Genomic DNA, 24172 nt, shown 5'->3' on the forward strand with positions numbered 1-24172 from the left:
TTTATGATTTGCTATTAGGCTGCAAGGCAATAAAAATATCAGGACCATTGGCGTTAGCTGCTTTTGCATGATCTTCTTGCACCTGTTCGCGGACTTTAGTGGCGGCCTGACGGTGCAAGCTAGCAATCTCATCTTTTAGCTTAGCCTGTTGATACTTACCCCGGAAGTAAGACGGCGCCATCAAGAAGTAAGCGAAGACTGAACCCGCTACAAAAGCAATGAGAAGCACGAGAATCAGTGGCACCCCCTTGGCGCGTAAATCCGCAAAGAAATTCACATCCACCAGATGGGTATTATTAAGCGCAAACAATAAAACAAGAACAAAGATGATTATGCGAATAATCCAAACCAAATACTTCATCGACTTCACTCCGGAAATTTATTTATCGTCTATTGTAATAGGAATTAGCAAAAAACTTAAGTAAATAGCGATTATTCTAGCCGAAATAAAAAAACCCGAAATCGGGATGGTTCCAGACTTCGGGTTTAGCGAAAAGATCGCAGTACAGCAAACGATAAATTAACCGATAGCTTCTAATTGACAGTTATCTTGATTGACTCCGGTGGCAGTCCCCGGCGTAGCTGATAACTCCTCTTGGAAGGTCGCATCAACTCGTTCGCGCAACTCCTTACCGGCTTTAAAGTGTGGCACCTTTTTGCCAGGCACCATCACTTTTTCACCTGATTTAGGGTTACGACCGACACGAGGGGCTCTCTGCGACAAGGAAAAACTTCCAAAGCCACGCACCTCAATACGCTTACCCTCAACCAAGGCATCAACCATGGCATCAAGAATGGTATTAACTGCGTAATCAATGTCGCGAGCCGGCAGCTGTGGAAAAGCAGCTGCCAAAGCCTCAATTAACTCAGATTTCGTCACTGTTACTCTTCGTCTTTAGCTTCATCAAGCTTAGCTTTAAGTAAAGCACCTAAGCTTGTGGTACCGGATTGAGCAGCTGAGCCTTTGATGCTCTCCAGTTGTTCAGCAGTTTCTGCATTATCACGTGCCTTAATAGACAACTGAATTGCGCGCTGCTTACGATCCACATTAAGAATCATTGCTTCGACTTCATCACCCTCTTTAAGTGCGGTTGTCGCATCCTCTACGCGACCGCTAGAGATTTCCGAAGCACGTAAGTAACCCTCAACATCTACTGATAAAGTAACGACTGCGCCTTTAGGCTCAACCGATTTAACCGTACCTTTAACAATGGCACCTTTATCATTAGTAGAGACGTAGTTATTGAACGGATCACCTTCTAACTGCTTAATACCTAAAGAAATACGCTCTTTATCGGTATCAATCGCAAGCACAACCGCCTCAACCTCGTCACCTTTTTTGTAGTTACGAACCGCTTCTTCGCCAGACTCGTTCCAAGAAAGATCAGATAAGTGAACTAAACCGTCGATATTACCAGGTAAACCGATGAATACGCCAAAGTCGGTAATTGACTTAATTGCGCCCTGAACCTTGTCGCCACGGTTAAAGTTAGCAGCGAAATCCTCCCACGGATTCGAGCGGCACTGCTTCATGCCAAGTGAGATACGACGACGATCTTCGTCAATATCCAACACCATCACTTCAACTTCTTCACCTAAGCTGACAACCTTACGAGGATCAACGTTTTTGTTAGTCCAATCCATTTCAGAGACGTGAACTAAGCCCTCGATACCAGACTCAACCTCAACAAAGGCACCATAGTCAGTTAAGTTAGTTACCTTACCGAATAAGCGTGTGCCTTTAGGGCAACGACGAGATAAGCCAATCCAAGGATCCTCACCCAATTGCTTAACGCCGAGTGAAACACGGTTTTTCTCGCGATCGAATTTAAGTACCTTAGCCTCGATTTCCTCACCAACGGATAGTACTTCAGACGGATGACGAACACGACGCCATGCCATATCCGTAATATGTAATAGACCGTCAATCGCACCCAAGTCAATGAAGGCACCGTACTCAGTAATATTTTTAACCGTACCTTTAACTACTGAACCCTCGTTGAGCGTTTCTAATAGCTTCTCGCGCTCTTCGCCCATGGTCACTTCAAGTACAGCACGACGAGATAGTACAACGTTATTACGCTTACGATCTAATTTGATTACTTTAAACTCGTAAGTCTTACCTTCGAAAATGCTGGTGTCTTTAACAGGACGTAAGTCAACTAAAGAACCTGGTAAGAAAGCACGGATACCGTTAGTCATCACAGTCAGACCGCCTTTAACGCGACCAGTGATAGTACCGTTAACTAACTCGCCTGATTCTAGTGCTTTTTCTAACTGTAACCATGCAGATAAACGCTTCGCACGGTCACGCGAAAGAATGGTTGAACCGTAGCCATTTTCGATAGAGTCGATAGCAACTGATACGAAATCACCTACCTCAACCTCTAACTCACCCTGATCGTTTAAGAACTCTTCGATAGGGATTAGGGCTTCAGACTTAAGACCGGCGTTAACAGTCACTAGGTTGCGGTCAATGGCCACAACTTCGGCTGAAATAACTTCACCGGATTTCATTTCTTGATCGTTAATGCTTTTCTCGAATAAATCGGCAAAGCTTTCGCCACCTAGGGCGTCTTGAAAGTTTAAGGATGTCATTAAATTAATAATCCAAAGGCAATCAATGCCTAATAAAAATACACGTCGATGCAAGCACCGACGGAGTTAACAAACTTTTGTGCAGAAAATACCAACTATCTACGCAAAAGACCAAAAATCGATTGCAACTAATTGCAGTGCACTAAAGCTACTCAGCCGGATCAATACGGTGATACCAATGCTTCAGTACAACGGCCACCGTCTCATCAATATCCAAATCCGACGAGTCTACCGTAATCGCATCGTCAGCTGGCCTAAGTGGCGCATACTCACGATTCATATCACGCTGATCGCGCGCTTCTAAATCTGCAATTAAACTACTAAGTTTAACTGAAAAACCCTTGTTCATCAACTGCTTATAGCGTCTTTCAGCTCTTTTTTGCACGTCCGCAACAAGGTATATTTTTAAATCCGCATCGGGAAACACTAAGGTCCCCATATCGCGACCATCAGCCACTAGACCTGGGGCACGGCGACAATTACGCTGGCTTTGCAATAAGGTCGCACGCAGCTTAGGATACACCGCTATTTTAGAAGCGATCGCACCCACTTGCTCACTACCGATGCTCTCGCTTACATTCTCATCGTGCAAAAACACACCCTCAGGTAAGAATTTAATTGATAATCCTGCGGCCACGGCAGACACTGCATCCTGGTCATCAAGGTCCACCTTTTTCTTCATACAGTCTAAAGCTGTTAAGCGATAAAGTGCACCAGAATCCAAGGCATACCAGCCCAACTCACGCGCCAATAATGTCGCCACGGTACCTTTACCAGAGGCGCTGGGGCCGTCAATCGTAATCACCGGGATATTGCTGATGGTATCCATTATTTCCTCATTCTTTGTATGATTGGTTGATTTTAACTTATTTCAAGAGTCGCTTATACTCTTGGAAGTAAGTGGGGAAGGTCTTATTCACGCAGGCTGGATCCATAATGCGCACCTTGGCATCTGCAAATATCGCTAGCGAAAAGCACATCGCCATACGGTGGTCATCATAGGTCTCAATCGCAGCGTCTTGCCAGTGCTGTGGCGGCGTGATTTTAAGATAATCAGGTCCTGATTCTACCGTCGCACCCATCTTCGCTAATTCGGCATGCATCGCCTCAATGCGATCGGTTTCCTTAACCCGCCAGGAAGCAATATTCCTCAAAACACAAGGACCATCTGCATAGAGTGCCAATACCGCCGCTGTCATCGCTGCATCAGGAATCAGGTTAAAGTCTTCATCAAAGGCCTTAACCCTAGGAAAGCCATCTCCCTGATTAGCGCTCACCTCCACATAATCCGCCCCATATCGCAACTCAGCACCAATTTTTGCCACAAAATCCGCAAATAAAATATCACCCTGTATGCTTTGCTGATTAATACCATAAATACGAATTGGGCCTGCACCCAGTAGACCTAAAGCCAGAAAATAGGAAGCTGATGAGGCATCACCTTCAACCCAAATTTCCCCCGGTGATTGATAAACTGCATCGGCAGCAATAATATAACGCTGCCAGTTCTGATTTTCCACCTTCACACCAAAACGTTGCATCAGATTTAGCGTAATACCGATATAAGGCTTAGAAATCAGCTCCCCTACCACCTCAATTTCAATGGCTTGATTAAGTTTTTTTGCCATGATGGGTGCGGCCATCAGCAATGCAGTTAAAAACTGTGAGGACACAGTGCCTGCCACCTTAATCACCGTATTTGCTTTCAAAGTAGGACTTTCGATTTGTAATGGCGGATAACCTGGATTTTGCAAATACTCGATATTTGCACCAATACCCTGCAGCGCTTCAACCAAGTCGCCGATTGGACGCTCATGCATTCTGGGAATACCATGTAAATGATAACTTCCACCACTCACCGCTAAGGCAGCTGTGAGCGGACGAATCGCCGTACCTGCATTTTGCATAAACAGATCGGCATTTTTAACTGGAAACTCAGCCACACCATGTACCTTAACCGAGTGATTGCCTAAATCCTCAATGCGTAGACCGAGCTTTTTTAAGGCTTCTAGCATAACCGTGGTATCGTCCGAATCCAATAGCCCATGCACGGTGGTACTACCTTTTGCTAAAGCCGCCAATAACAAAACCCGATTGGAGATACTTTTTGAACCAGGTAAATGAATCTCACCTGCAGCTTTTTTCACCGGCGCTAAATCCAAATAAGCCACTGACTGAACCACGGTCACCTCCGAAACTGTTTATTTTAAATTTAAATGAACAAATCTAGCACTATGATTTTAATTGCCAGTTTTTTCTCGCAGATGAGGCAGTATTAAACCATTCGTACATTTTATCCTGCTGCTCATTTTGCAGATAAACTTTTGCTTCATTTAGCTGCCGTATAAAATCATCAAGCTGCGCTAACATGGCTTCTTTATTAGCGAAGAAAATATCACTCCACATTTCTGGCGAACTGGCAGCAATGCGAGTAAAATCCCTAAAACCCGTTCCCGCCATGGCTAAAAATAACTCCCGATGCTCCGAGGCTAATAAACTGTTCATATAAGCCGCACTAATATAATGTGGAAAATGACTGGTAGCAGCAAAAATCCTATCGTGTATTTGTGCATCCATACAATACACGGTTGCCCCTAGTGCCTGCCAAGTAGCTGCTAACAAAGCAATATCTGCAAGGGCATTTTCTGCCAGAGGCGTAATAATCAGCTTGCGATCTTCGTACAAATCACCGCGCGCAGCAGCAACGCCCGATTGATGTGAGCCAGCAATGGGATGCAAGGGTACAAATTGCCCAATGCGCTCACCTAAAATAAGCCGTGCCTCCATCATCAAATCATATTTGGTGCTGCCACCATCGGTAATAATCGCCGTCTCTGATAAATGTGGTATTAATTGCTTAAACACCGAAGCAAAGGCTTTAACGGGGACAGCAATAAAAATAAGATCAGCCTCTGCTGCTAAGCACTCAACACTCACCACCTCATCAATTACCCCGAGCGCCTTAGCATTGAATAAACTGCTTTGCTGTCTACCAGCCGCTATCACGCGCTCACAAAGCCCTGCGCTTTTCATCGCCAAAGCGAAGGAGCCGCCAATTAAGCCGACACCAATAATACCAACTGTGTTAAAGGCCGGCGGCTTGGCTAAGTCCTCAATGCGCGCAATCCCATCATTAAAACTGACACGCACCGCCTCCGCCAGAGGTAGCGCCGACAGCAGTTTAGGCATTAAGCAAGTACCTCTTTTAAAGCGGCGATAAAGCGCTGATTTTCTTCTTCAGTACCGATTGAAACGCGTAAATGATTAGGTAAACCGTCACCTACGACAGGGCGCACGATCACACCCTTGGCTAATAAAGCCTCGGCAACCTTAGGCGCTTCATTCATTTCAAATAAAATAAAGTTTGTAAAGCTCGGCACATAGGCTATCCCCATACGCTCAAACTCAGCCGATAAATAGGCCTTGCCCGCTTTATTCATTTGATAACTTTGCGCTAAAAACTCCTCGTCTTCTAAGGCCACCATTGCCGCAATTTGAGCTAAGGTATTAACATTAAATGGCTGTCGCACACGATTCAGATAATCCGTGACTTCGCTCTGCGCAATCGCAAAACCAACCCGCAAGCCAGCTAAACCATAGGCTTTGGAAAAAGTGCGCAAAACGACTAGATTCGGATAGTGCTTTATCAACTCGGCACTATTAAAACGCAGCTCAGGATCAAGGTATTCATTATATGCTTCGTCTAGAACCACCAAGGTCTTATTACCACGACTCGCATAGACACGATCTAAGAAAGCGATAATGTCATCCCTAGGATGAAAGGTGCCGGTCGGATTATTCGGATTGGCAATATACACCAAGCGAGTATCCTCCTCAATCGCCTCATACATACGCTCTAAATCCAAACCCAAACCCTTTGTCGACACCGCCAAATGTCGGGCGCCACGAGCTTGGGTGCTGAGCTTATACACCACAAAGGCATGTTCCGAATAGACAGCTGAACTATGCTCATCCAAAAAAGCTAAAGAGATGATTTCCAACAAATCATTAGAACCATTACCGATGGTGAGATTTGCCATCTCAACACCGTAATGCTGTGCCAGTACAGCTTTTAAATCAAAGGCATTGGGGTCAGGATAACGACCTAATTCAGCCAATGAACTGGTGCTTAAATAATCAATTAAAGCTTGCTTAACCCGTGGCGAAAAACCTAAAGGATTTTCATTCGAGGCTAGCTTAACAATAGAAGCTGGCTCTAAGCCAAACTCACGCGCCAACTCAGAGCTTGGCTTACCGGCACGATATGGACTAATAGCACGGATATTAGCCGGCACTGAAAAGTCAGATGTTGCTGAAATCGGGGTCTTATTTAAGTTTAAATCGCTCATCGCTATCGCTTAAGATTATATTAATGTGGTCGGATCACTTTGTCGTGGATAGGAGCCAAGAATCTTCAGGAATGAAGACTGCGCCTCCAGATCACTTAGGGCAGCACGGATATTATCATCATCACGATGACCCAAAATATCGATGTAAAAATAATACTCCCATTGACCAGTACGGGCAGGACGCGACTCAAACCTACACATCGAGACGCCATGATTTAAAAAAGGCGCAATTAAGTCGTGCAAAGCTCCAACTCGGTTAGGTACGGCCACAATCAGGCTCGTTTGATCATTGCCACTGGCTTGATTAACGATATGACCTATCGCTAAAAATCGGGTTTTGTTATTGGCATCATCCTGGATATTTTCAGACACCATGCTTAAATCCCAAGCAAGTGCGGCATGCTTACCCGCAATGGCAGCCACGGTCGGATCCTCGGCGGCAATGCGCGCCGCCTCAGAATTACTGGCAGCTGGCTCCTTAGGCAAATTAGGGTAATTCACTGACAGCCATTGGTGACATTGAGCAAGCGTCTGCGGATGCGCCATAATGCGCTCCACGCCCTTCATTTCACCCGTTTTAGTCATCAAACAATGGCGAATGGGTATGGTACGCTCACCGTGCACCTTAAGCGTGGTGCTAAGCAATAAATCCTGCGTACGATTCACCGCTCCCTCGGTGGAGTTTTCTACCGGTACCATACCGACGTCGGCCTGCCCCGCCTCTACCGCTCGAAATACCTCATCAAAAGAAGGACATTCCAACATCTGCACGGCATGACCGTAAAACTCATAGGCGGCCTGCTCGGAAAATGAACCCTTAGGACCCAAATAGGCAATAGTCAGACCACGTTCTAGCCCGCGACAAGCCGAAATAATCTCGGTCCACACTGCCTCCACCGACGTATTAGGAAAGGTGCCGTAGAGATTATCCCCTTGCAAGGCACCGATCACCTGTGCCTCACGCTCAGGCTTTAGAATCGCATCATCGGCATTGTAAGCGTGCTTTACCTTACCTACCTCAATCGCGGTTTGAGCGCGTTGATTTAGCAAATCCAAAATTTGATGATCAATGGCATCAATTCTGTCACGCAAAGGCTTAAGTAACTGATTCAATTTGCTGCTCATGGCTTCCTATCCGTGCTGACGCTCAAAGTCTTGCATATAGTCGATAAGGGCCTCTACCCCCTCAATCGGCATGGCATTATAAATCGAAGCACGCATCCCACCCACCGACTTATGGCCCTTAAGATTTAATAAGCCGCGCTCCTTGGCACCTTTTAAAAACTGAGCATCCAAGGCTTCATTGGCAGTAACAAAAGGAACGTTCATAATCGAACGATGCGACGGCTGCACAAAATTGTGATAAAAGTCGGTACTGTCAATATAGTCATATAAACGCTTGGCTTTCGCCTTATTTTGTTGTTCTATGGCCGCTAAACCACCCTGAGCTAATAACCATTTAAAGACCAAGCCTGACATATAAATACTATAGGTCGGTGGCGTATTAAAGCGTGAGCGCGCCTCATCTAAATTTTTATAATTAAAGACATCAGGACAAATCGCTTCACATTGACCGATCAACTCACGTCGTATCACAATGATGGTGCTACCGGCTGGACCAGCATTTTTCTGCGCACCCGCATACAGCATATCGACGCCCTCAAGATTCCAAGCACGCGCCAGAAAATGGGATGAGGTATCCAAAATCAGTGGCACAGCCTCAGCACCGATAGCTGCCTTATCAGGGAGCTGGGCATACTCAACGCCACCGATCGTTTCATTACTACAATAATGCAGATAGGAGGCGTTGGGGTTTATTTGCCATTCACTAAAATCAGGCGCCCACTGCCAAGCTTGATACTGCACGCCGTCAATCTCACGTGCCTCGGCACTGCTAGCTGCGATGCGCATCTCACCATAGCCCTTGGCCTCTTTATAGGCTTTATTAGACCAAGAGCCAGTCAACACATAATCAGCCGTCCTACCCTCTTTTAAGGCAATCAGATTCATTGGCAAAATCGCGTTTTGTGCGCTTGCGCCACCCTGACTAAAAAACACCGCCCACTCGTCACCGACGCCTAGCAGCTTGCGTAAATCCGCTTCCGCCTCATCACAAATCTGTGTGAACTCAGCACCACGGTGACTCATTTCCATCACCGATTGACCACTACCGTGCCAATCCAACATTTCCTCAGCTGCCTGCTGTAAAACCTCCTTAGGCAACACAGAGGGACCCGCCGAAAAGTTCCAAAACTGCTTCATATCCACTACTCCTCAGCCGCTGAGTCATCAGGCTCGGGGCTTTGATCAACACGCTCACCAGTTGACTCCACAGATGCCTCATCAGCACTCTCGGACTCATCCAAATCACTTTCTACCACACGCTTAACACCGGTTAAGAAGTCACCCTCATCACAATTAATTAAGGTCACCCCTTGGGTAGCTCGACCCATTTCGCGGATTTGCTCTACCGTGGTACGAACCAAAACGCCAGCGGAGGTAATCAACATAATCTCATCCGCCTCTTCAACTAAGACTGCACCTACGACCTTACCATTACGCTCAGAGGTTTGAATGGCAATCACGCCCTTATTACCACGACGATGACGCGGATACTCGGTAATTGAGGTACGCTTACCGAAGCCGTTTTCAGTCGCAGTTAACACACTGCGACCCTCATCATCAGCCACTAATAAGGCAATCACCAATTGCTCATCGTCCAGATTCATACCGCGCACACCGCGCGCATTACGACCCATCGGACGGACATCGCTTTCATCAAAGCGCACTGCCTTACCATCGTCGGAAAACAGCATTACATCGTGCTTACCGTCAGTTAATTCAGCACCAATTAAGAAGTCACCCTCATCTAGATTAACGGCGATGATACCGCCGCGACGCGGATTAGAAAAATCAGTCAATGGTGTTTTTTTCACCGTACCCTTGGAGGTTGCCATAAACACATACTGGTCCTCAGTAAACTCCTTGACCGGCAAGACCACGTTAATGCGCTCGCCCTCGGCCAGTGGGAACAAATTAACAATAGGACGACCGCGCGAATTACGACCACCCTGTGGCACTGCGTAGACCTTGAGCCAATACATGCGACCATGATTAGAGAAACAGAGTAAGTAATCGTGTGTATTAGCAATAAACAAGCTGTCGATAACATCGTCTTCCTTCATCGATGTCGCTTGCTTACCACGACCGCCACGACGCTGAGAACGATACTCAGACAATGGCTGACTCTTAATGTAGCCCTCTTGCGATAAGGTCACCACCATATCCGTCGGCGTAATTAAATCCTCCATATCGATCTCATTGGCATTAAGCTCGATAGTGGAACGGCGCTCATCCTTAGTATTGGTGCTGAACTCCGTCTTAATCGCGGTCAACTCCTCAGCAATGATATTTGAAATACGCGCTGGCTTAGCAAGAATATCAATCAGATCGGCAATTAAACGCATCACCTCCTCATACTCGGAGACAATCTTTTCTTGCTCAAGACCGGTTAAGCGTTGCAGACGCATATTAAGAATTTCTTGGGCCTGCACCTCACTTAGACGATATAGCCCATTTGCCTGCAAACCAAACTCCGGCTCTAAGTCCTCTGGGCGATAGGCTGCCGCACCCCCCATCACACTACCCTCATCGGCCGCATCCAACATGGTGCGCACCAGTGAAGCATCCCACTCACGTGACATTAACTCTTCACGTGCCACTGGCGGCGTCGGCGCCGCACGAATAATACGAATAAACTCGTCAATATTGGCTAAGGCGACTGCCAAACCCTCTAACACATGACCACGTTCACGTGCCTTACGCAGTTGAAACACGGTACGCCGAGTGACCACCTCACGACGATGTCGTAAGAAGCACTCGACCAATTGCTTAAGATTCAACAAGCGAGGCTGACCCTCAACCAAGGCCACCAAGTTCATGCCAAAGGTATCCTGGAGCTGAGTCATTTTATAGAGGTTATTTAATACCACTTCAGGCATCTCACCGCGCTTTAGCTCAATCACTAAACGCATACCCTCTTTGTCCGACTCGTCACGTATATCAGAAATACCCTCAATACGCTTATCGTTGACGAGCTCGGCAATTTTTTCTTGTAGTGTTTTCTTATTGACCTGATAAGGAATTTCGTCCACCACAATGGCCTGGCGATTACCGCGATCAATCTCTTCAAAATGCGTTTTAGCACGCATCACCACACGACCCCGCCCTGTGCGATAGCCCTCAATCACGCCTTGAGTGCCATAGATAATACCGCCTGTTGGAAAATCAGGCGCCGGAATAATTTCGATCAACTCATCAACGCTACACTCTGGATTACGTAAGGCATACAAACAACCATCAACCACCTCGGATAAATTATGTGGCGGGATATTGGTGGCCATACCCACGGCAATACCCGAGCTGCCATTGACTAGTAAATTAGGTAGGCGTGTAGGCAACACCAGTGGCTCTAACTCAGAGCCATCATAGTTAGGTCCGAAATCGACGGTTTCCTGCTCAATATCAGCCAATAACTCGTGGGCAATCTTAGATAAGCGGACCTCGGTATAACGCATGGCGGCCGCACCATCACCATCAATCGAGCCGAAGTTACCCTGACCATCAACCAAGGTATAGCGTAGCGAGAAATCCTGCGCCATACGCACAATCGTATCGTATACGGCACTATCACCATGAGGGTGATATTTACCGATGACGTCACCGACAATACGGGCAGATTTTTTATGCGGACGGTTCCAGTCATTGTTTAGTACATCCATCGCATACAGTACACGACGGTGAACCGGCTTTAAGCCATCACGCGCATCAGGTAGCGCACGACCAACGATAACACTCATGGCGTAGTCTAAATAGCTACGACGCATTTCGTGCTCTAAAGAGATTTGAATCGTTTCCTTAGCAAAAGAATCCATATTTACTCGCTAACAGCTATAACGCTTTATTTTACAAATTTAACCCTTTATTCTAACATTTATCGACCAGCTAAAACTTAGGCGTGAACCCAGGAGCAAATTTATACAAAAACATCAAGTATCTTTTTTAAGATGCACTTGCTTATACATTTGTTTTTTTACAACATTCTAGTGCGCAATTGAGTCGAGAAAAATCAGCTTCTATCCATATCGCAGTTGCTTATAAACAACAATTACAACCAAAAAGCTGTATTTATCTATAAAATACAGATACTTACATGATTAACTTAAGCAAAAAAATAGGAAATCATTTAACATCTTAAACGGGCATCTTAGAAAATCTATTCAAAACACTTTGAATGATGTTTCATTGATTGCTATACTAAACCTGATTTCCATTCTGCGGCGGTTTCGCTGCGAGTAACTTTTTAGCTTTATTTAGCTCATCGAGGAGAAACATGAACAAAGCCTCTAAATTCGCATTAGCATTCGCCGTTGCAGCCTCTGCAACTACTGGCGTAGCATCTGCTCAAACAATTGATAACTGGGTAAACAACTACGGTATCGTTTGGATGAACGGTTCAGACGAGCACTGCTGGCGTAACAACTACTGGACTCCAGCAACTGCAGCTCAAGGTTGTGGCGCTCCAGAAGCTGCACCTGAGATGGTTGCTAACAAAGTAGCGTTTAACGCAGATACTTTCTTTGATTTCGACAAAGCTACTATCAAACCTGAGGGTCGTAATATTCTTGACCAAGTTGCTCAACAAGCACAGCAACTTTCTTTAGAGTCAATCATTGCGGTTGGTCACACCGACAGCGTTGGTTCTGAACAGTACAACCAGGGTTTATCTGAGCGTCGTGCAGCTGCTGTTAAAAACTACTTAGTTTCTCGCGGCATCCCTGCTGATTCAATCATCGCTTCCGGTCGTGGTGAGACTCAGCCTATCGCTGACAACTCTACTCGCGAAGGTCGCGCACGCAACCGCCGTGTTGAGATTGAAATCGTTGGTACACGCGCTCAGTAATTACTGCATAGCGTTTACTTCTGCTTTGATTAAGCAGAAGTACCACTGATATTGCAATAGGCTCCGTTTAGTAGCGGGGCCTTTTTTTATGATAAATTGATTTAATTCCCCTAGTAGAGAGCACAACGTACACCATGAGTGATCACCCAAAGCATATTAATGTTGACCCCTCTGAGATTGAAAAGTTCAGCGCTGTTGCCTCCAAGTGGTGGGATACCGAGGGTGAATTCGGTCCCCTCCATCAAATTAATCCCCTACGTAGTCAATGGATCATCGATCATGTCGGCAGTTTAGATGGCTTAGATGTTATTGATGTGGGTTGCGGCGGTGGCATTTTAGCGGAAAGCCTTGCTAAAGCCGGTGCCAATGTGACCGGTATCGATATGGCACAAAAGTCCCTAACCGTCGCCAGACTGCATAGCCTAGAAAGTCAACTCAGCATCGACTATAAAAAAATCCCTGCTGAGGAAATGGCGGCACAGTATCCCGAGCATTTTGATGTGGTTACGTGTATGGAGATGCTAGAGCATGTACCCGATCCGCATTCGATTATTCGCGCTTGTGCTCAAATGGTCAAGCCCGGTGGTTGGGTGTTTTTCTCTACCATTAATCGCAATGCCAAGTCCTTTTTACAATTAATTGTCGCGGCCGAATATATTTTGGGACTCGTCCCTAAGGGTACTCATAGTTATAAGCAACTGTTAAAGCCTAGTGAGCTGCGTCAAACCATTGAGCAATCTGGTTTATCTCTAAGATCGATCTGCGGTCTTAAATACAATATTTTTTCTAAACACTACACCTTAACGCAAGATGCCACGGTTAATTACTTTATGGCCGCTCAAAAATGATTGATACGGTTTTATTTGATTTAGACGGCACGCTTGTTGATAGTGCGCCTGGCTTAGCCTTAGCAGCAAACTTACAGCGTCAAAAATGCCAACTACCAGACTTGCCTTATGAGCGCTTACGCGTCGTCGCCTCACAAGGTACGCGTGGCTTATTAAAGGTTGCGCTGGAGCTAAATCAGGAGGACTTGGTTTATCCCTATTTCAGGGATAGGTTTTTAGAGGATTATCGTGATTGCATGCTTGATAATAGCCACCTTTTTCCACAAATCAGCGAGCTATTAGATACAATTGAGTCACGTCATTTACTTTGGGGCATTGTGACCAATAAAAGTGAGGCTCTCACACTACCACTATTGGACTATTTAAAACTAAGCGCTCGCAGCAGTGTAAATGTTTGCGGCGACACCACCCCTTATATTAAGCCTCATCCCGGGGGTTTAATTTATGCCACTGAAAAAATAGGTAAAACACCTAATCAATGTGTGTATATCGGTGATGATGAACGTGATATTATTGCCGGTAAAGAAGCTGGCATGAAAACGATTGCACTCAGTTACGGTTACAGCTTAGACAAACAGGGTGCAATAGCTACTCAAGCCGACGCAATTGCGCATCACCCGGCAGACATTGCCACTATCCTTTTTGGTGATGCTGATACAAAAGGTATGATTAATGCATAGTACAAGCCCTTACTCTCCCCTAGTTAAACTCTCCAAAGCGGGCGTGATTATTAGCACGCTCCTTTTGAGTGCCTGCACCGCCACGATGGACAGCAGCAGCCAAGGCGGCAAAGGTAGTTTTAGAGTTGAACCAGATGGTCGACCTGCTACTGGTAGCCCTGTGACATGGGTCGCCGGCAATTGGCAGGAACTCACCAAGACGATTAATACTGCTAATACGACGAATTTAGCGATTGAAGTCAATCAAGTGCACGATGGTAGTTTGCGTGTACTTATACCTGCGGCTGATGTTTTTGTGGGTAATACCGTCAGAATTAATCGTAAATCTCACGCATTTTTGAACAGAATCGTTGAGGTTATGAACGCCCGTCAAGAATTACGTGTGCGCATTGTCGGTCATACCGACAGCAGTGGTGACGATCTACAAAACCAGATCCTATCGCTCAATCGATCCAGCAGTGTCGCTAACTACATGATCAAAAAAGGCCTTAGAAGCTCTAGAATTGAGTTAGAGGGACGCGGTTCGGTTGACCCCTTGGTAAGTAATGATAGCCGCGAGAACCGTCTGATAAACCGGCGTATTGAGCTGTATCTATATCGCTTAAAGTAATTTACACAAGCACAAGCTGAGCAAATAAAAAAGGGGCCGAAGCCCCCTAATATAAGAAAAGGGGCCGAAGCCCCTTTAATCCGTTCTGTTGCCAAGTGGATCAAACTCCTAGCGACACCATATTAGGCGGCTAATGCGTAACTTTCGTCATTTGCATTTATAAGGTTTGCTAGATTTACGGTCTTCGCCTACCGGCTGCCAATCTCCCTATTTTTCCCTGTCGAAACCAATGACGCCCCCATCATAAGTACACCGCCGTGCGCAATGCACTTATGGTGGAGGCGGCGGGAATCGAACCCGCGTCCAGAAAACTGTCAGTCAATCAGATATACAGCTTAATTACTACTATAGCAAAATTGATTTAAGATAGCAAGATGCGCCGTGATGGACTAAATTTAGGTTATGATTAAGGGTTATCTATTGCTGCTCGGCATCCCTAATGACCGGGCTTTTTGCTTATTTCTGCTCCATCGTTATGAAAGCTGCATTTCTTATTTTATCTGCTATTAATCAAGTACCAGCTACCGCTTCAGCGGCACTAACACAGCTTCAACAATGCGTATTTAGCCTCAACCGCGATTATGAGGCATGTCCAATCGCAGTGATTGAATACGCTGAAGAGGCGCTCAATCCACAGCAAAAGCAAGCCTTGCTTGAACATACCGATCTGTTGGCTGAATTTAAAGCCAATCAAGTATTGCAGGATTTAAAAGCGAGCGGAGTAGATGCGCAAGCCTATCAAGCGCTATTAAAAATAGTCGCTCTTAATTGGTTTCTACAAAATGCACAGGGTGCTGGTTTATTTAATGAAGTAGATTATGTGGTAGTGATTGAAGATGGCGTTGCGCTCGATAAGAGCCTTATCCATTTATTAAATCAGTCGGCAGCAGTCAAAAACAAGTTCTTTTTCAAAAAAGCGGTGAGCAGCGCAAGCCCAAATGAAAAAGCTAAAAGCCTAATGCACTACCCCACTGAGCAATGGGCATACGCTGCCGAACTAACAGAAGGCGTGATTGACGATCTGATTGAGGCCTCAGAAAATGCCTATCATTTACTGCAAGCCAATGACAATCCTTCAGCGACGGACTTAGGGCAAGAGCTTTTTAAAGCAGTGGATCTATCGAAAGTACACTTTCTAATTTAAATATAAAGCGCTTATGAATTTAAACTCATAAGCGCTTTTTTAATCACCTCAATATAAATCGACCAAATCAGCGGCAATATTTGCCGCTTCGCGCGTCGGCGTATCGATACTTTCCTTGCGGCGCTTTTCGATTTCCAGCTCTTCCTTAAGATTACCCTCACCAAAGGATAGTCCATCATCCAAGCGGAAAACACCGACATCCGACTCACCTAAGCCCTTGCGACGCTCATTAAACTGCTGGCGCTGTTGCTCCATATCCTTACGCTCTTGTAGACGCTTCTCGTAATTTAAGGAGACCTCCTTGCGCTCAGATAACTTCACGCTGTAGTCTGTTTCATCCACATACAGCTGCCATGAACCGGATTCCTTAGCCCGTTGCTCATGTAACTTTCGCAGCTCTTTAATAATCGGCTGCATATCCTTAAATTGACGATGTTTAACTGGATTAATCTGGGTCCATGGCAAGGCATTAGGGTAACTCGACTCGCCAAACTCCTCATGATTAAACTGTGAAGGGAAATGAATATCTGGCTCAACCCCTTTGGCTTGCGTGGAAGCGCCATTTACTCGGAAGAACATTTGAATCGTCCATTTTAAAGCACCGATTTCAGGATTAGTGATCATTTGTTGCTTGATAAAATCAGACAAATTCGTCAGGGTCTGCACCGTGCCTTTACCCCAAGTATCATCACCGACCACAATACCACGTCCATAATCCTGTATCACGGCAGCAAAGATCTCCGAAGCAGAGGCAGAAACACGATTCACCATCACCACCACTGGTTTATCCCAAACCATGGCTTGACTGTTACTACGTACATGAGAAACACGATCGTTATTATCCTTGACCTGCACAATATGATTCATCGGCCCAACGAATAAACCGCTCAAATTCGCTGCTTCTGATAAGGAACCGCCGCCATTATTACGCAAATCCAGCACCACGGCTGAGACATCTTGCTGATTCAAGTCCTCTAGGATTTTTTTCACATCACGCGTCACGCTCTTATAGTCATCTTGACGATTGGAGCGCCCCTCAAAATCCTCGTAAAAGCTAGGAATCGTAATCACACCAACCTTACGCTGTTTACCTTCAACCTCAACCTCGAGTGTTTTAACGCGTGCCGCTTGATCCTCCATCATCACCCGATCACGCACAATGCGCACAATACGACTCTGCGCCTCTACCCCCTCATCTCCGGGCAAAATCTCCACCCGCACCACGGTACCACGCTCACCGCGCACCTTAGCGACAATATCATCAAGACGCCAATCAATCACATCCTCCATCGGCCCCTCTTCACCTTGACCAACCGCAACAATACGATCGCCTGGTTGAATCTGTCCCGATTTTGCTGCCGGCCCACCAGCAACGACTTCGCGAATTTGTGCATACTCATCACGCTTTTGTAGCACCGCTCCAATGCCCTCAACTGAAAGACTAAGTTGTACATTAAAGTTTTTAGCCGACGTAGGACTAAAATAACTGGTATGGGGGTCAGTGCTGTCAGCATAAGCATTTAAGAACATCTCAGCCACATCTTCGCTATTAGCCTGAAGGGTTAGCTTCTGATTATTGGTATAACGCTTACGCAAACGGTCGATAATCTCGGCATCCGTTTTATCGACCAGCTTTAAGCGTAAAAAGTCATTTTTTACACGTTGACGCCATAAATTATGCAGCTCATCCTTGCTTTTGGGCCAAGGCAGTTTCTTACGATCTAAAGAAAAAGACTCATCCTTAGTGAAATCGAACTGATGACCACTATCTAGTAAGGCAAATATATACTGATAATGCTCCTGCACACGCTCACGATAGAGCGTATAAATATCAAAAGCCATGCTTAACTCACCATCGGCAATCATGGCTGCGGTATTTAAACGCTGTGGACGGAAACGTTCAATATCTGATTGCAGCAAAAACATACGCTGAGGATCCAAGGCATCAAAATAAGCATCGAAAATACGCCCCGCCATCTCCTCATCTAGTGGCTGCTTATTGTATTCAAAGCCAGACAAAATACGGCTAGTAATCACAGAGGCCCGATAAAAATCCTCGCGCGTGGAAAGCTTGGGTAAGATCTCACTGTCTTGATACGTTGTGGGCGCTTGTTTAGACTCTCTGAGCGCAGCCATATAATGACTGCCAACTGAACCCACTTGAGCAACTGTTTGAGCCTGTGATTGATGCATCACCGAACTCTCACAAGCACTGACTACAAAGCAGGAAGAAAGCAGCAGTGCCAACAATCTAATGCGTGATTTAATCGTCATGAAATACAAAATCCTTAAAGCCTGACTAGACAATCTATCATTTTAGCGATCTTTCGCTAAGACTGCTAAAATGAAGAATAATTCCTTTAATTTTACGTGATGGTAAACAAAGCAATGGCCCTAACCCCCTTTTTTAAATCCAAGCTCAAGCTATACACCACGACTCTGCTATTAAGTGCCTTTAGCCACAGTGCCTTAGCCCAATCTGCAGCAAGCTTTCCGAGCTGTCTACAATCCCTGCAAGCAGAGGCTACTAGCGCCGGGGTGAGTCCAGCCACCTACCATGCTTTAACCCATCAATTACAGCCAGAGCTAAGTATTTTAGAAAAGCTCAACTATCAGCCTGAGTTTCGTCAGCCTATCTGGGACTATCTGGCGGCGCTCGTTGATGAGCAGCGTGTCGCTGAAGGTAAGGCGCTATTGCGACAGCATCATGATTTATTGCAGCGTGTACAGCAAGTGTACGGTGTAGATCCCGCCACAGTCGTTGCGGTTTGGGGTGTTGAAAGTAATTACGGGCAAAACTTCGGCAGTTACCAAATCATCCAAGCCCTCGGCACCTTAAGCTGCTACGGTCGACGTCAGGCTTTTTTCCGTAAGGAGTTTTACTCAGCACTTAGAATCGTCCAGTCCGGTGATATTAAGGCCGATGAGTTTAGGGGTTCATGGGCTGGTGCCTTTGGCCATACTCAATTTATGCCAACTACCTTTGAGCGCTTAGCGGTTGACTTCGACGGCGATGGTCGTCGTGATCTTATTAGCAATACGGCAGATGCCTTAGCTTCTACCGCTAACTACCTCAAGCGTAATGGCTGGCAAACAGGGCAAGTATGGGGCTTTGAGGTAAAGCTGCCGGCAGGCTTCAATACCAAGGGTGAAGGTAGAAAAACGAAGCGCAGCATTCAGACTTGGCAACAACGTGGGCTCAAGGGCGTATTAGGTCAATCGTTAAGCGAGCTAGCACCTGCTAGCCAACAGGCGGGATTACTTACGCCGGCAGGCCCACAAGGTCCAGCGTTTTTAGTATTTAAAAACTTTGATGTCATTTATAGCTACAATGCCGCAGAAAGCTACGCCTTAGCCATTGCACATTTAGCTGATCGTTTAGTTGACGGTCCAGGCTTTTTTACCCCTTGGCCTACGGATGATTTAGGTCTATCACGAGCCGAACGCGTACAACTACAAAAGCTGCTATTAGCCCGTGGCCATGCCATCGGTGAAGCGGATGGTCTTATCGGCGCCCGCTCCCGCGAGGCAATTAAAGCAGAAGAAAGTCGCCTCGGCTTGCCGGTGACTGGTCGAGCGGGTCAGAAAATTCTCAAACGCTTACAGCAATAAGCATTTTCTTAACGCTAAAAAATACAGCTCACATCAAATACATGATGTGAGCTGCATCACTCCTTTAGGTACAGAGGTCGAATCAATCACCGTCTAAAATACGACCCTCTAGCGCAATTGCATCATTGGCTGATGCCATCGGTACATTTAAAATACCATCGCTAACAGCACGATTAATATTGAGATTAGAAATCAGATTGTCTTTATAGGTAACCGTCAACGAGCGACCGATATTCTGAGAGGTAATACGCTGTAACTTCTGGCTGCCGTTGGGGTTAAAGAATAATCTCACATAAGGACGACCCTGATCATCCTGCTCAGCTAAGACATTTTTCAAATCACTGCGCAATAAGGTCTGACGAGGATCAACATAAATACGCTGATTATTGCGCTCAACCATCACATAACCATCAATCGGTGTTGCCGATGAAGCATAAATTACCAAAGAGGAGGTGGTGGTACGCTCCGTGCTACCCTGATAAGGTGGTGGTGGGGTCTTAGGAACATTCTCAATTGGTGTGCCTGTGCCCGTAGTGCGCTGTGTCTTACTAGAGGAGCCGAAGGTACCGTCCATAAAGTCATTAAACGTCTGACAGCCGGCTAATAGCGTTGAGCTAACAACCACGCCCAAAAGCAACTTTTTATTAATCTGCATTATTCCTATACTCTCAAAAGATATCAATTAGTTGTAGCTATTAAAGTTTCTATTTTACCGTAATGACAAGAAAATTAATTAAAAATCAACTTTTTACAGTCGATAGCCACTTTGATGAACCACCATCAGCTTGATAATTCACGCACAAAGCGTTTATAAAAACCGTTCATGTGCTTTTAAATAGCGCCATTGACCCTGTGGTAGATCTGCCAAGGTGACATTTCCCATACGTACCCGTTTCAAACCCACGACCGTCAAACCCACCGCCTGACACATGCGACGAATTTGACGCTTTTTACCCTCTTGTAGAATAAACTTTAACTGATCATCATTTTGCCAAGTGACTTCTGCTGGCTTTAATTGCTCACCGTCCAGTGATAGTCCGTAATTTAATAGGCGTAGACCATTATCCGTGAGATTACCCTCAACCCGTACTAAATACTCCTTTTCAACTTCCGAATCCTCAGCGATTAGCTGACGCGCGATGCGTCCGTCTTGGGTCAACACCAATAAGCCTTGGGAATCGATATCTAAACGCCCTGCTGGCGCTAAGCCTCTTAGGTGTTGTGGCTCAAATTGATGTTTATTCCGATCAAATTGGCGCTGGGGTGTAATTAAGGAGGTGGCAAGTTTATAATTGCCATCAGCCTGGTGTGACACATAGCCTACCGGCTTATTTAAAATGATGGTGACGCGCATATCTTGCTTTTGCTGAGCAAGTTTATTTAAACTAATCACTTGCTTAGCGGTGGCCTTGGCGCCAAGACCTACCACTTGACCATCTACCTTAACCCAACCTTTTTCAATATAATGATCAGCTTCACGTCGTGAACAGATACCTCGATCAGCTAAAAGTTTGGATACACGAATTTTTTCTACTGTTTTTTTCATAAGTATTAATAAATTATAATGATGACTGATACACACCTAGCACAAAATTCTTGGCGTAGCGAAGTCGAACCCTCATTCAGTGAGGTAGAAAAATACTGGTTAACACGTCCGGGCGCACTCACTAGCGGCTTACGCCAAGTAGGTGACTTTTCTATCGAGGTCCTAAATGAGTATATTGCCTATGTTAAAGAGGATGAAGCGTCTGAGCTAAACTTAAAACTAAATGACATCGTTTGGGTACGCGAAATCGTCATGAGCATCAATGCCCAGCAGGCTGTCTATGCTCGCAGTCTTACCAGCTTAGAAGCTTCAAAGACTATCTGGAAAGGCATCCGAGCACTTAATACGCGACCATTGGCAGATATTTTATACAATGATCCAGCGATTAGCCGCAGTCGTTTTGAAACAACTAAACTCACTCCCCCCCTCTCGCTCAGCCAATCCCTTAGGCACTACCTCAAGCTTCCTCAAGGTGCATTTCTTGCTAGACGTTCGACATTTTTCCAAAATGATATGGGGCTGATGGTTAATGAAGTCTTTTTGCCTGGTTTTTGGCAAGCGCTAGCAAAGCACGCAAAAACGCAGCAGATCAACTTCTAGTGCTCATCAAATAGCCAAGGCGTCTTGCTCGCCAGTGCGGATACGAATTACTTTTTCAACGTTGGTCACAAAAATCTTACCGTCGCCGATTTTGCCGGTACGTGCTGCCTTGATAATAGCCTCAATACACGCATCAACCTGATCCTTGGTCACCACCACATCAATTCTTACCTTGGGCAAAAAATCCACCACATACTCGGCACCGCGATACAGCTCGGTATGACCTCGCTGTCTACCAAAACCTCTGACCTCGGTGACGGTTAAACCGTTAACACCAATTTCAGATAACTCCTCACGCACCTCATCTAATTTAAAAGGCTTAATGATTGCGGTAATTTGTTTCATTAGTTATACCTTAAAATAAATTGTTCTTTTCAATAAGACTTTCGCTATTATCCTTCATTTAATCAAACTTTACAGCTACTCAGCTGCTCTTAACTGTTGTTTTTAGTATTTAAAGCCATGAGCAAGTGGATAGCGCCAATCCAGACCAAAAGCGCCCTCGCTGATGCGGGGACCTGGCGCTGTTTGACGTCTTTTATACTCATTAAACTTTAATAAACGGCTAATTCTCTGCACGGTGGTCTCATCAAAACCTGCTTGCACGATCGCTTCACTACTTTGCTTTAGCTCAATCAAGCGATACAAAATCTCATCTAGCACCTCGTAAGGCGGCAAACTATCTTGATCTACCTGCCCTTCGGCCAACTCCGCCGAGGGCGCACGACTGATTATGCCTGGCGGAATAATCTCTTGCTGCAGATTACGCCAATGCGCCAAGCGATAAACTAAAGTCTTAGGCACATCTTTAAGAATCGCAAAACCTCCCACGGTATCGCCGTAGAGGGTGCTGTAACCCGTGGCTGCTTCGGATTTATTACCACTACAAATCACCATGCCCCCGAGTTTATTGGATAAGGCCATTAAAATCACGCCGCGAATTCTGGCTTGTAGATTTTCCTCCGTGGTATCTGCCGGTAGGTCCCCGAATACAGGCGCTAAGCCCGCCATATAGGCATCAAACATGGGTTCAATACTGATTTGGTGATAGCGCACAGCTAAGCGATCAGCCATATCCTCTGCTAAGTCCAAGGATAATTGCGAAGTATATTTGGATGAGAGCATCACGGCAGTGATATTGTCTGCACCAATGGCATCATAAAGTACCGCTAGCACTAAGGCAGAATCCATCCCACCGGATAAACCTAAAGTCGCCTTAGACATGCCACTATCCCTTAAAAAATCACGGGTCGATAACACTAAGGCGCGCCAAATTTCAGCCTCCGTCGCTTCTGTGCTTTGATATAGAAGCGTCTCTGGTAGCGCCTGGGCATGTGACTCAGGGCTAAGCGCATGGGCCTGGATAAAAGACCAACGCTCGCGTTGATCCAGTTGAAAGATGGCCATTGCCTCTACAAAGTGGTCTAATTCAAGCTGCAATTCTTGCTCATGATTTAGTAAAAAGGCATGCCCCTCATAAATTAGCTCATCATGCCCACCCACCTGGTTGGTATAAAAGAGATTGACTGGCTGCTCAGCCAATTGATCGCTTAGACGCTTTTGATACTCACGGATACGACCCACATGATACGGTGTAGCATCTAGCAGCAAGATACTTTTAACGCCCTGCTCAGTCATGCGCTCAGTAAATCCAGTGCGCCAAATCTCATCACCAATGGCAGTGGCAAAATGATGCCCCTTAATATCCAAGCTTGGTGACGCTAAATCAATGCCCTCATCTAAATCAAAGGTATCCCCCAAGCGCTGATTACTTTTTGCCGATAATTGATGATGTGTCTGCTTAACTTCACCATTAAACAACACGGAAGCGCTATTAAATAACTGCCCTTCATGTGGACTTAAGTGGCCCACGACCACATATAAACCCTGACATTGAGCCAATTCTTGCGCTAAACGTTGGAGCGCCTGTTGTTGCTCAACTAAAAAAGCTTGGCGGCTAACCAGATCCTGTAAACCCACGCCACAAAGGGCTAAAGCCGGCAATAACAATAAATCCACCGACTGCGACTGCACTGCTTTGGCAATGGCAACAATTTTTTGAATATTTGCCTGAAAATCGGCAACAGCGAAACGGGCTTGGGCAACGGCAATTGTTAAAGGGCGCTCAGTCATAACATTTTCACAAATAAAATACGCTTTGCATCAGGCGGCGTACAAAGCCTTTATAATTAAAGATTAGATTAGCAAAATAATTCATTACAT

General features: G+C 45.7%; 22 protein-coding genes and 1 other RNA gene. 7 read left to right on the forward strand and 16 right to left on the reverse strand.

Features of this window, described 5'->3' with window-relative positions; translation table 11 throughout:
- Position 1: 1 nt before the first annotated feature.
- The 10 genes from A3GA_RS11300 to gyrA form a co-directional block, all read right to left on the reverse strand.
- Entirely contained in the window at positions 2-361 is a 360-nt protein-coding gene (locus A3GA_RS11300; RefSeq protein WP_018026131.1) for a LapA family protein, read from the reverse strand.
- Between the two features lie 159 nt (positions 362-520).
- The gene (locus A3GA_RS0104150; RefSeq protein ID WP_018026132.1) at positions 521-880 is read right to left on the reverse strand and encodes an integration host factor subunit beta; all 360 of its coding nucleotides are present in this window, start codon (positions 878-880) and stop codon (positions 521-523) included.
- Between the two features lie 2 nt (positions 881-882).
- Positions 883-2598 (reverse strand): 30S ribosomal protein S1, encoded by a 1716-nt coding sequence (gene rpsA, locus A3GA_RS0104155; protein WP_018026133.1) that lies wholly within the window; start codon positions 2596-2598, stop codon positions 883-885.
- Between the two features lie 148 nt (positions 2599-2746).
- On the reverse strand, positions 2747-3427 hold the full coding sequence (gene cmk, locus A3GA_RS0104160) for a (d)CMP kinase (protein WP_018026134.1): 681 nt from the start codon (positions 3425-3427) through the stop codon (positions 2747-2749).
- Between the two features lie 37 nt (positions 3428-3464).
- The gene (gene aroA, locus A3GA_RS0104165; protein ID WP_018026135.1) at positions 3465-4781 is read right to left on the reverse strand and encodes a 3-phosphoshikimate 1-carboxyvinyltransferase; all 1317 of its coding nucleotides are present in this window, start codon (positions 4779-4781) and stop codon (positions 3465-3467) included.
- A 49-nt stretch (positions 4782-4830) separates the two neighbouring features.
- Positions 4831-5787: a prephenate dehydrogenase gene (locus A3GA_RS0104170; protein WP_018026136.1), complete on the reverse strand. Its 957-nt coding sequence runs from the start codon at positions 5785-5787 to the stop codon at positions 4831-4833.
- Positions 5787-6947: a histidinol-phosphate transaminase gene (gene hisC / locus A3GA_RS0104175; protein WP_018026137.1), complete on the reverse strand. Its 1161-nt coding sequence runs from the start codon at positions 6945-6947 to the stop codon at positions 5787-5789. The genes A3GA_RS0104170 and hisC overlap by 1 nt, the downstream gene beginning before the upstream one ends.
- 15 nt (positions 6948-6962) lie before the next feature.
- Positions 6963-8072: a prephenate dehydratase gene (gene pheA / locus A3GA_RS0104180; protein WP_018026138.1), complete on the reverse strand. Its 1110-nt coding sequence runs from the start codon at positions 8070-8072 to the stop codon at positions 6963-6965.
- A 6-nt stretch (positions 8073-8078) separates the two neighbouring features.
- Entirely contained in the window at positions 8079-9209 is a 1131-nt protein-coding gene (gene serC / locus A3GA_RS0104185; protein ID WP_018026139.1) for a 3-phosphoserine/phosphohydroxythreonine transaminase, read from the reverse strand.
- A 5-nt stretch (positions 9210-9214) separates the two neighbouring features.
- Positions 9215-11881, reverse strand: a complete 2667-nt coding sequence (gene gyrA / locus A3GA_RS0104190; protein ID WP_018026140.1) for a DNA gyrase subunit A — start codon at positions 11879-11881, stop codon at positions 9215-9217.
- A gap of 458 nt (positions 11882-12339) precedes the next feature.
- On the opposite strand from gyrA, the gene ompA reads away from it, so the two are divergent.
- The 4 genes from ompA to A3GA_RS0104210 all read left to right on the forward strand — a co-directional run bounded on the left by ompA (position 12340) and on the right by A3GA_RS0104210 (position 15047).
- On the forward strand, positions 12340-12909 hold the full coding sequence (gene ompA, locus A3GA_RS0104195) for an outer membrane protein OmpA (RefSeq protein ID WP_018026141.1): 570 nt from the start codon (positions 12340-12342) through the stop codon (positions 12907-12909).
- Between the two features lie 134 nt (positions 12910-13043).
- Complete coding sequence (gene ubiG / locus A3GA_RS0104200) at positions 13044-13757, forward strand: bifunctional 2-polyprenyl-6-hydroxyphenol methylase/3-demethylubiquinol 3-O-methyltransferase UbiG (RefSeq protein WP_018026142.1); 714 nt, start codon at positions 13044-13046, stop codon at positions 13755-13757.
- The gene (locus A3GA_RS0104205) at positions 13754-14437 is read left to right on the forward strand and encodes an HAD family hydrolase (RefSeq protein ID WP_018026143.1); all 684 of its coding nucleotides are present in this window, start codon (positions 13754-13756) and stop codon (positions 14435-14437) included. The genes ubiG and A3GA_RS0104205 overlap by 4 nt, the downstream gene beginning before the upstream one ends.
- Complete coding sequence (locus A3GA_RS0104210; protein WP_018026144.1) at positions 14430-15047, forward strand: OmpA family protein; 618 nt, start codon at positions 14430-14432, stop codon at positions 15045-15047. The genes A3GA_RS0104205 and A3GA_RS0104210 overlap by 8 nt, the downstream gene beginning before the upstream one ends.
- A 54-nt stretch (positions 15048-15101) precedes the next feature.
- On the opposite strand, the gene ssrA is transcribed toward A3GA_RS0104210, so the two are convergent.
- Positions 15102-15434: a transfer-messenger RNA gene (ssrA, locus tag A3GA_RS11955) on the reverse strand.
- Positions 15435-15522: 88 nt separating this feature from the next.
- Between ssrA and A3GA_RS0104215 the strand changes: the two genes are divergently transcribed.
- The gene (locus A3GA_RS0104215) at positions 15523-16191 is read left to right on the forward strand and encodes a hypothetical protein (RefSeq protein ID WP_036560057.1); all 669 of its coding nucleotides are present in this window, start codon (positions 15523-15525) and stop codon (positions 16189-16191) included.
- 48 nt (positions 16192-16239) lie between these two features.
- Here the strand turns inward: A3GA_RS0104215 and A3GA_RS0104220 are convergent, their stop codons facing one another.
- Positions 16240-18465, reverse strand: a complete 2226-nt coding sequence (locus A3GA_RS0104220) for a carboxy terminal-processing peptidase (RefSeq protein ID WP_018026146.1) — start codon at positions 18463-18465, stop codon at positions 16240-16242.
- A gap of 99 nt (positions 18466-18564) precedes the next feature.
- Between A3GA_RS0104220 and A3GA_RS0104225 the strand changes: the two genes are divergently transcribed.
- Positions 18565-19803, forward strand: a complete 1239-nt coding sequence (locus A3GA_RS0104225; RefSeq protein ID WP_026156792.1) for a lytic murein transglycosylase — start codon at positions 18565-18567, stop codon at positions 19801-19803.
- A gap of 82 nt (positions 19804-19885) precedes the next feature.
- Here the strand turns inward: A3GA_RS0104225 and A3GA_RS0104230 are convergent, their stop codons facing one another.
- Positions 19886-20458 (reverse strand): SecDF P1 head subdomain-containing protein, encoded by a 573-nt coding sequence (locus A3GA_RS0104230; protein ID WP_018026148.1) that lies wholly within the window; start codon positions 20456-20458, stop codon positions 19886-19888.
- A 153-nt stretch (positions 20459-20611) separates the two neighbouring features.
- Positions 20612-21349, reverse strand: coding sequence for a pseudouridine synthase (locus tag A3GA_RS0104235; RefSeq protein ID WP_018026149.1), 738 nt, complete (start codon positions 21347-21349; stop codon positions 20612-20614).
- A gap of 18 nt (positions 21350-21367) precedes the next feature.
- Here A3GA_RS0104235 and A3GA_RS0104240 point away from each other — a divergent pair, with 18 nt between their 5' ends.
- A complete protein-coding gene (locus A3GA_RS0104240; RefSeq protein WP_018026150.1) occupies positions 21368-21949 on the forward strand; it encodes a chorismate--pyruvate lyase family protein in 582 nt (193 codons plus the stop codon).
- A 6-nt stretch (positions 21950-21955) separates the two neighbouring features.
- Here A3GA_RS0104240 and A3GA_RS0104245 read toward each other — a convergent pair whose 3' ends face one another.
- Both A3GA_RS0104245 and A3GA_RS0104250 read right to left on the reverse strand, forming a co-directional pair.
- Complete coding sequence (locus A3GA_RS0104245) at positions 21956-22294, reverse strand: P-II family nitrogen regulator (RefSeq protein ID WP_018026151.1); 339 nt, start codon at positions 22292-22294, stop codon at positions 21956-21958.
- A 102-nt stretch (positions 22295-22396) separates the two neighbouring features.
- Positions 22397-24082, reverse strand: a complete 1686-nt coding sequence (locus tag A3GA_RS0104250) for an NAD+ synthase (RefSeq protein ID WP_018026152.1) — start codon at positions 24080-24082, stop codon at positions 22397-22399.
- Between the last annotated feature and the right edge of the window lie 90 nt (positions 24083-24172).

It is taken from the genome of Oligella urethralis DSM 7531 (assembly GCF_000372065.1).
Lineage (GTDB): Bacteria > Pseudomonadota > Gammaproteobacteria > Burkholderiales > Burkholderiaceae_B > Oligella > Oligella urethralis.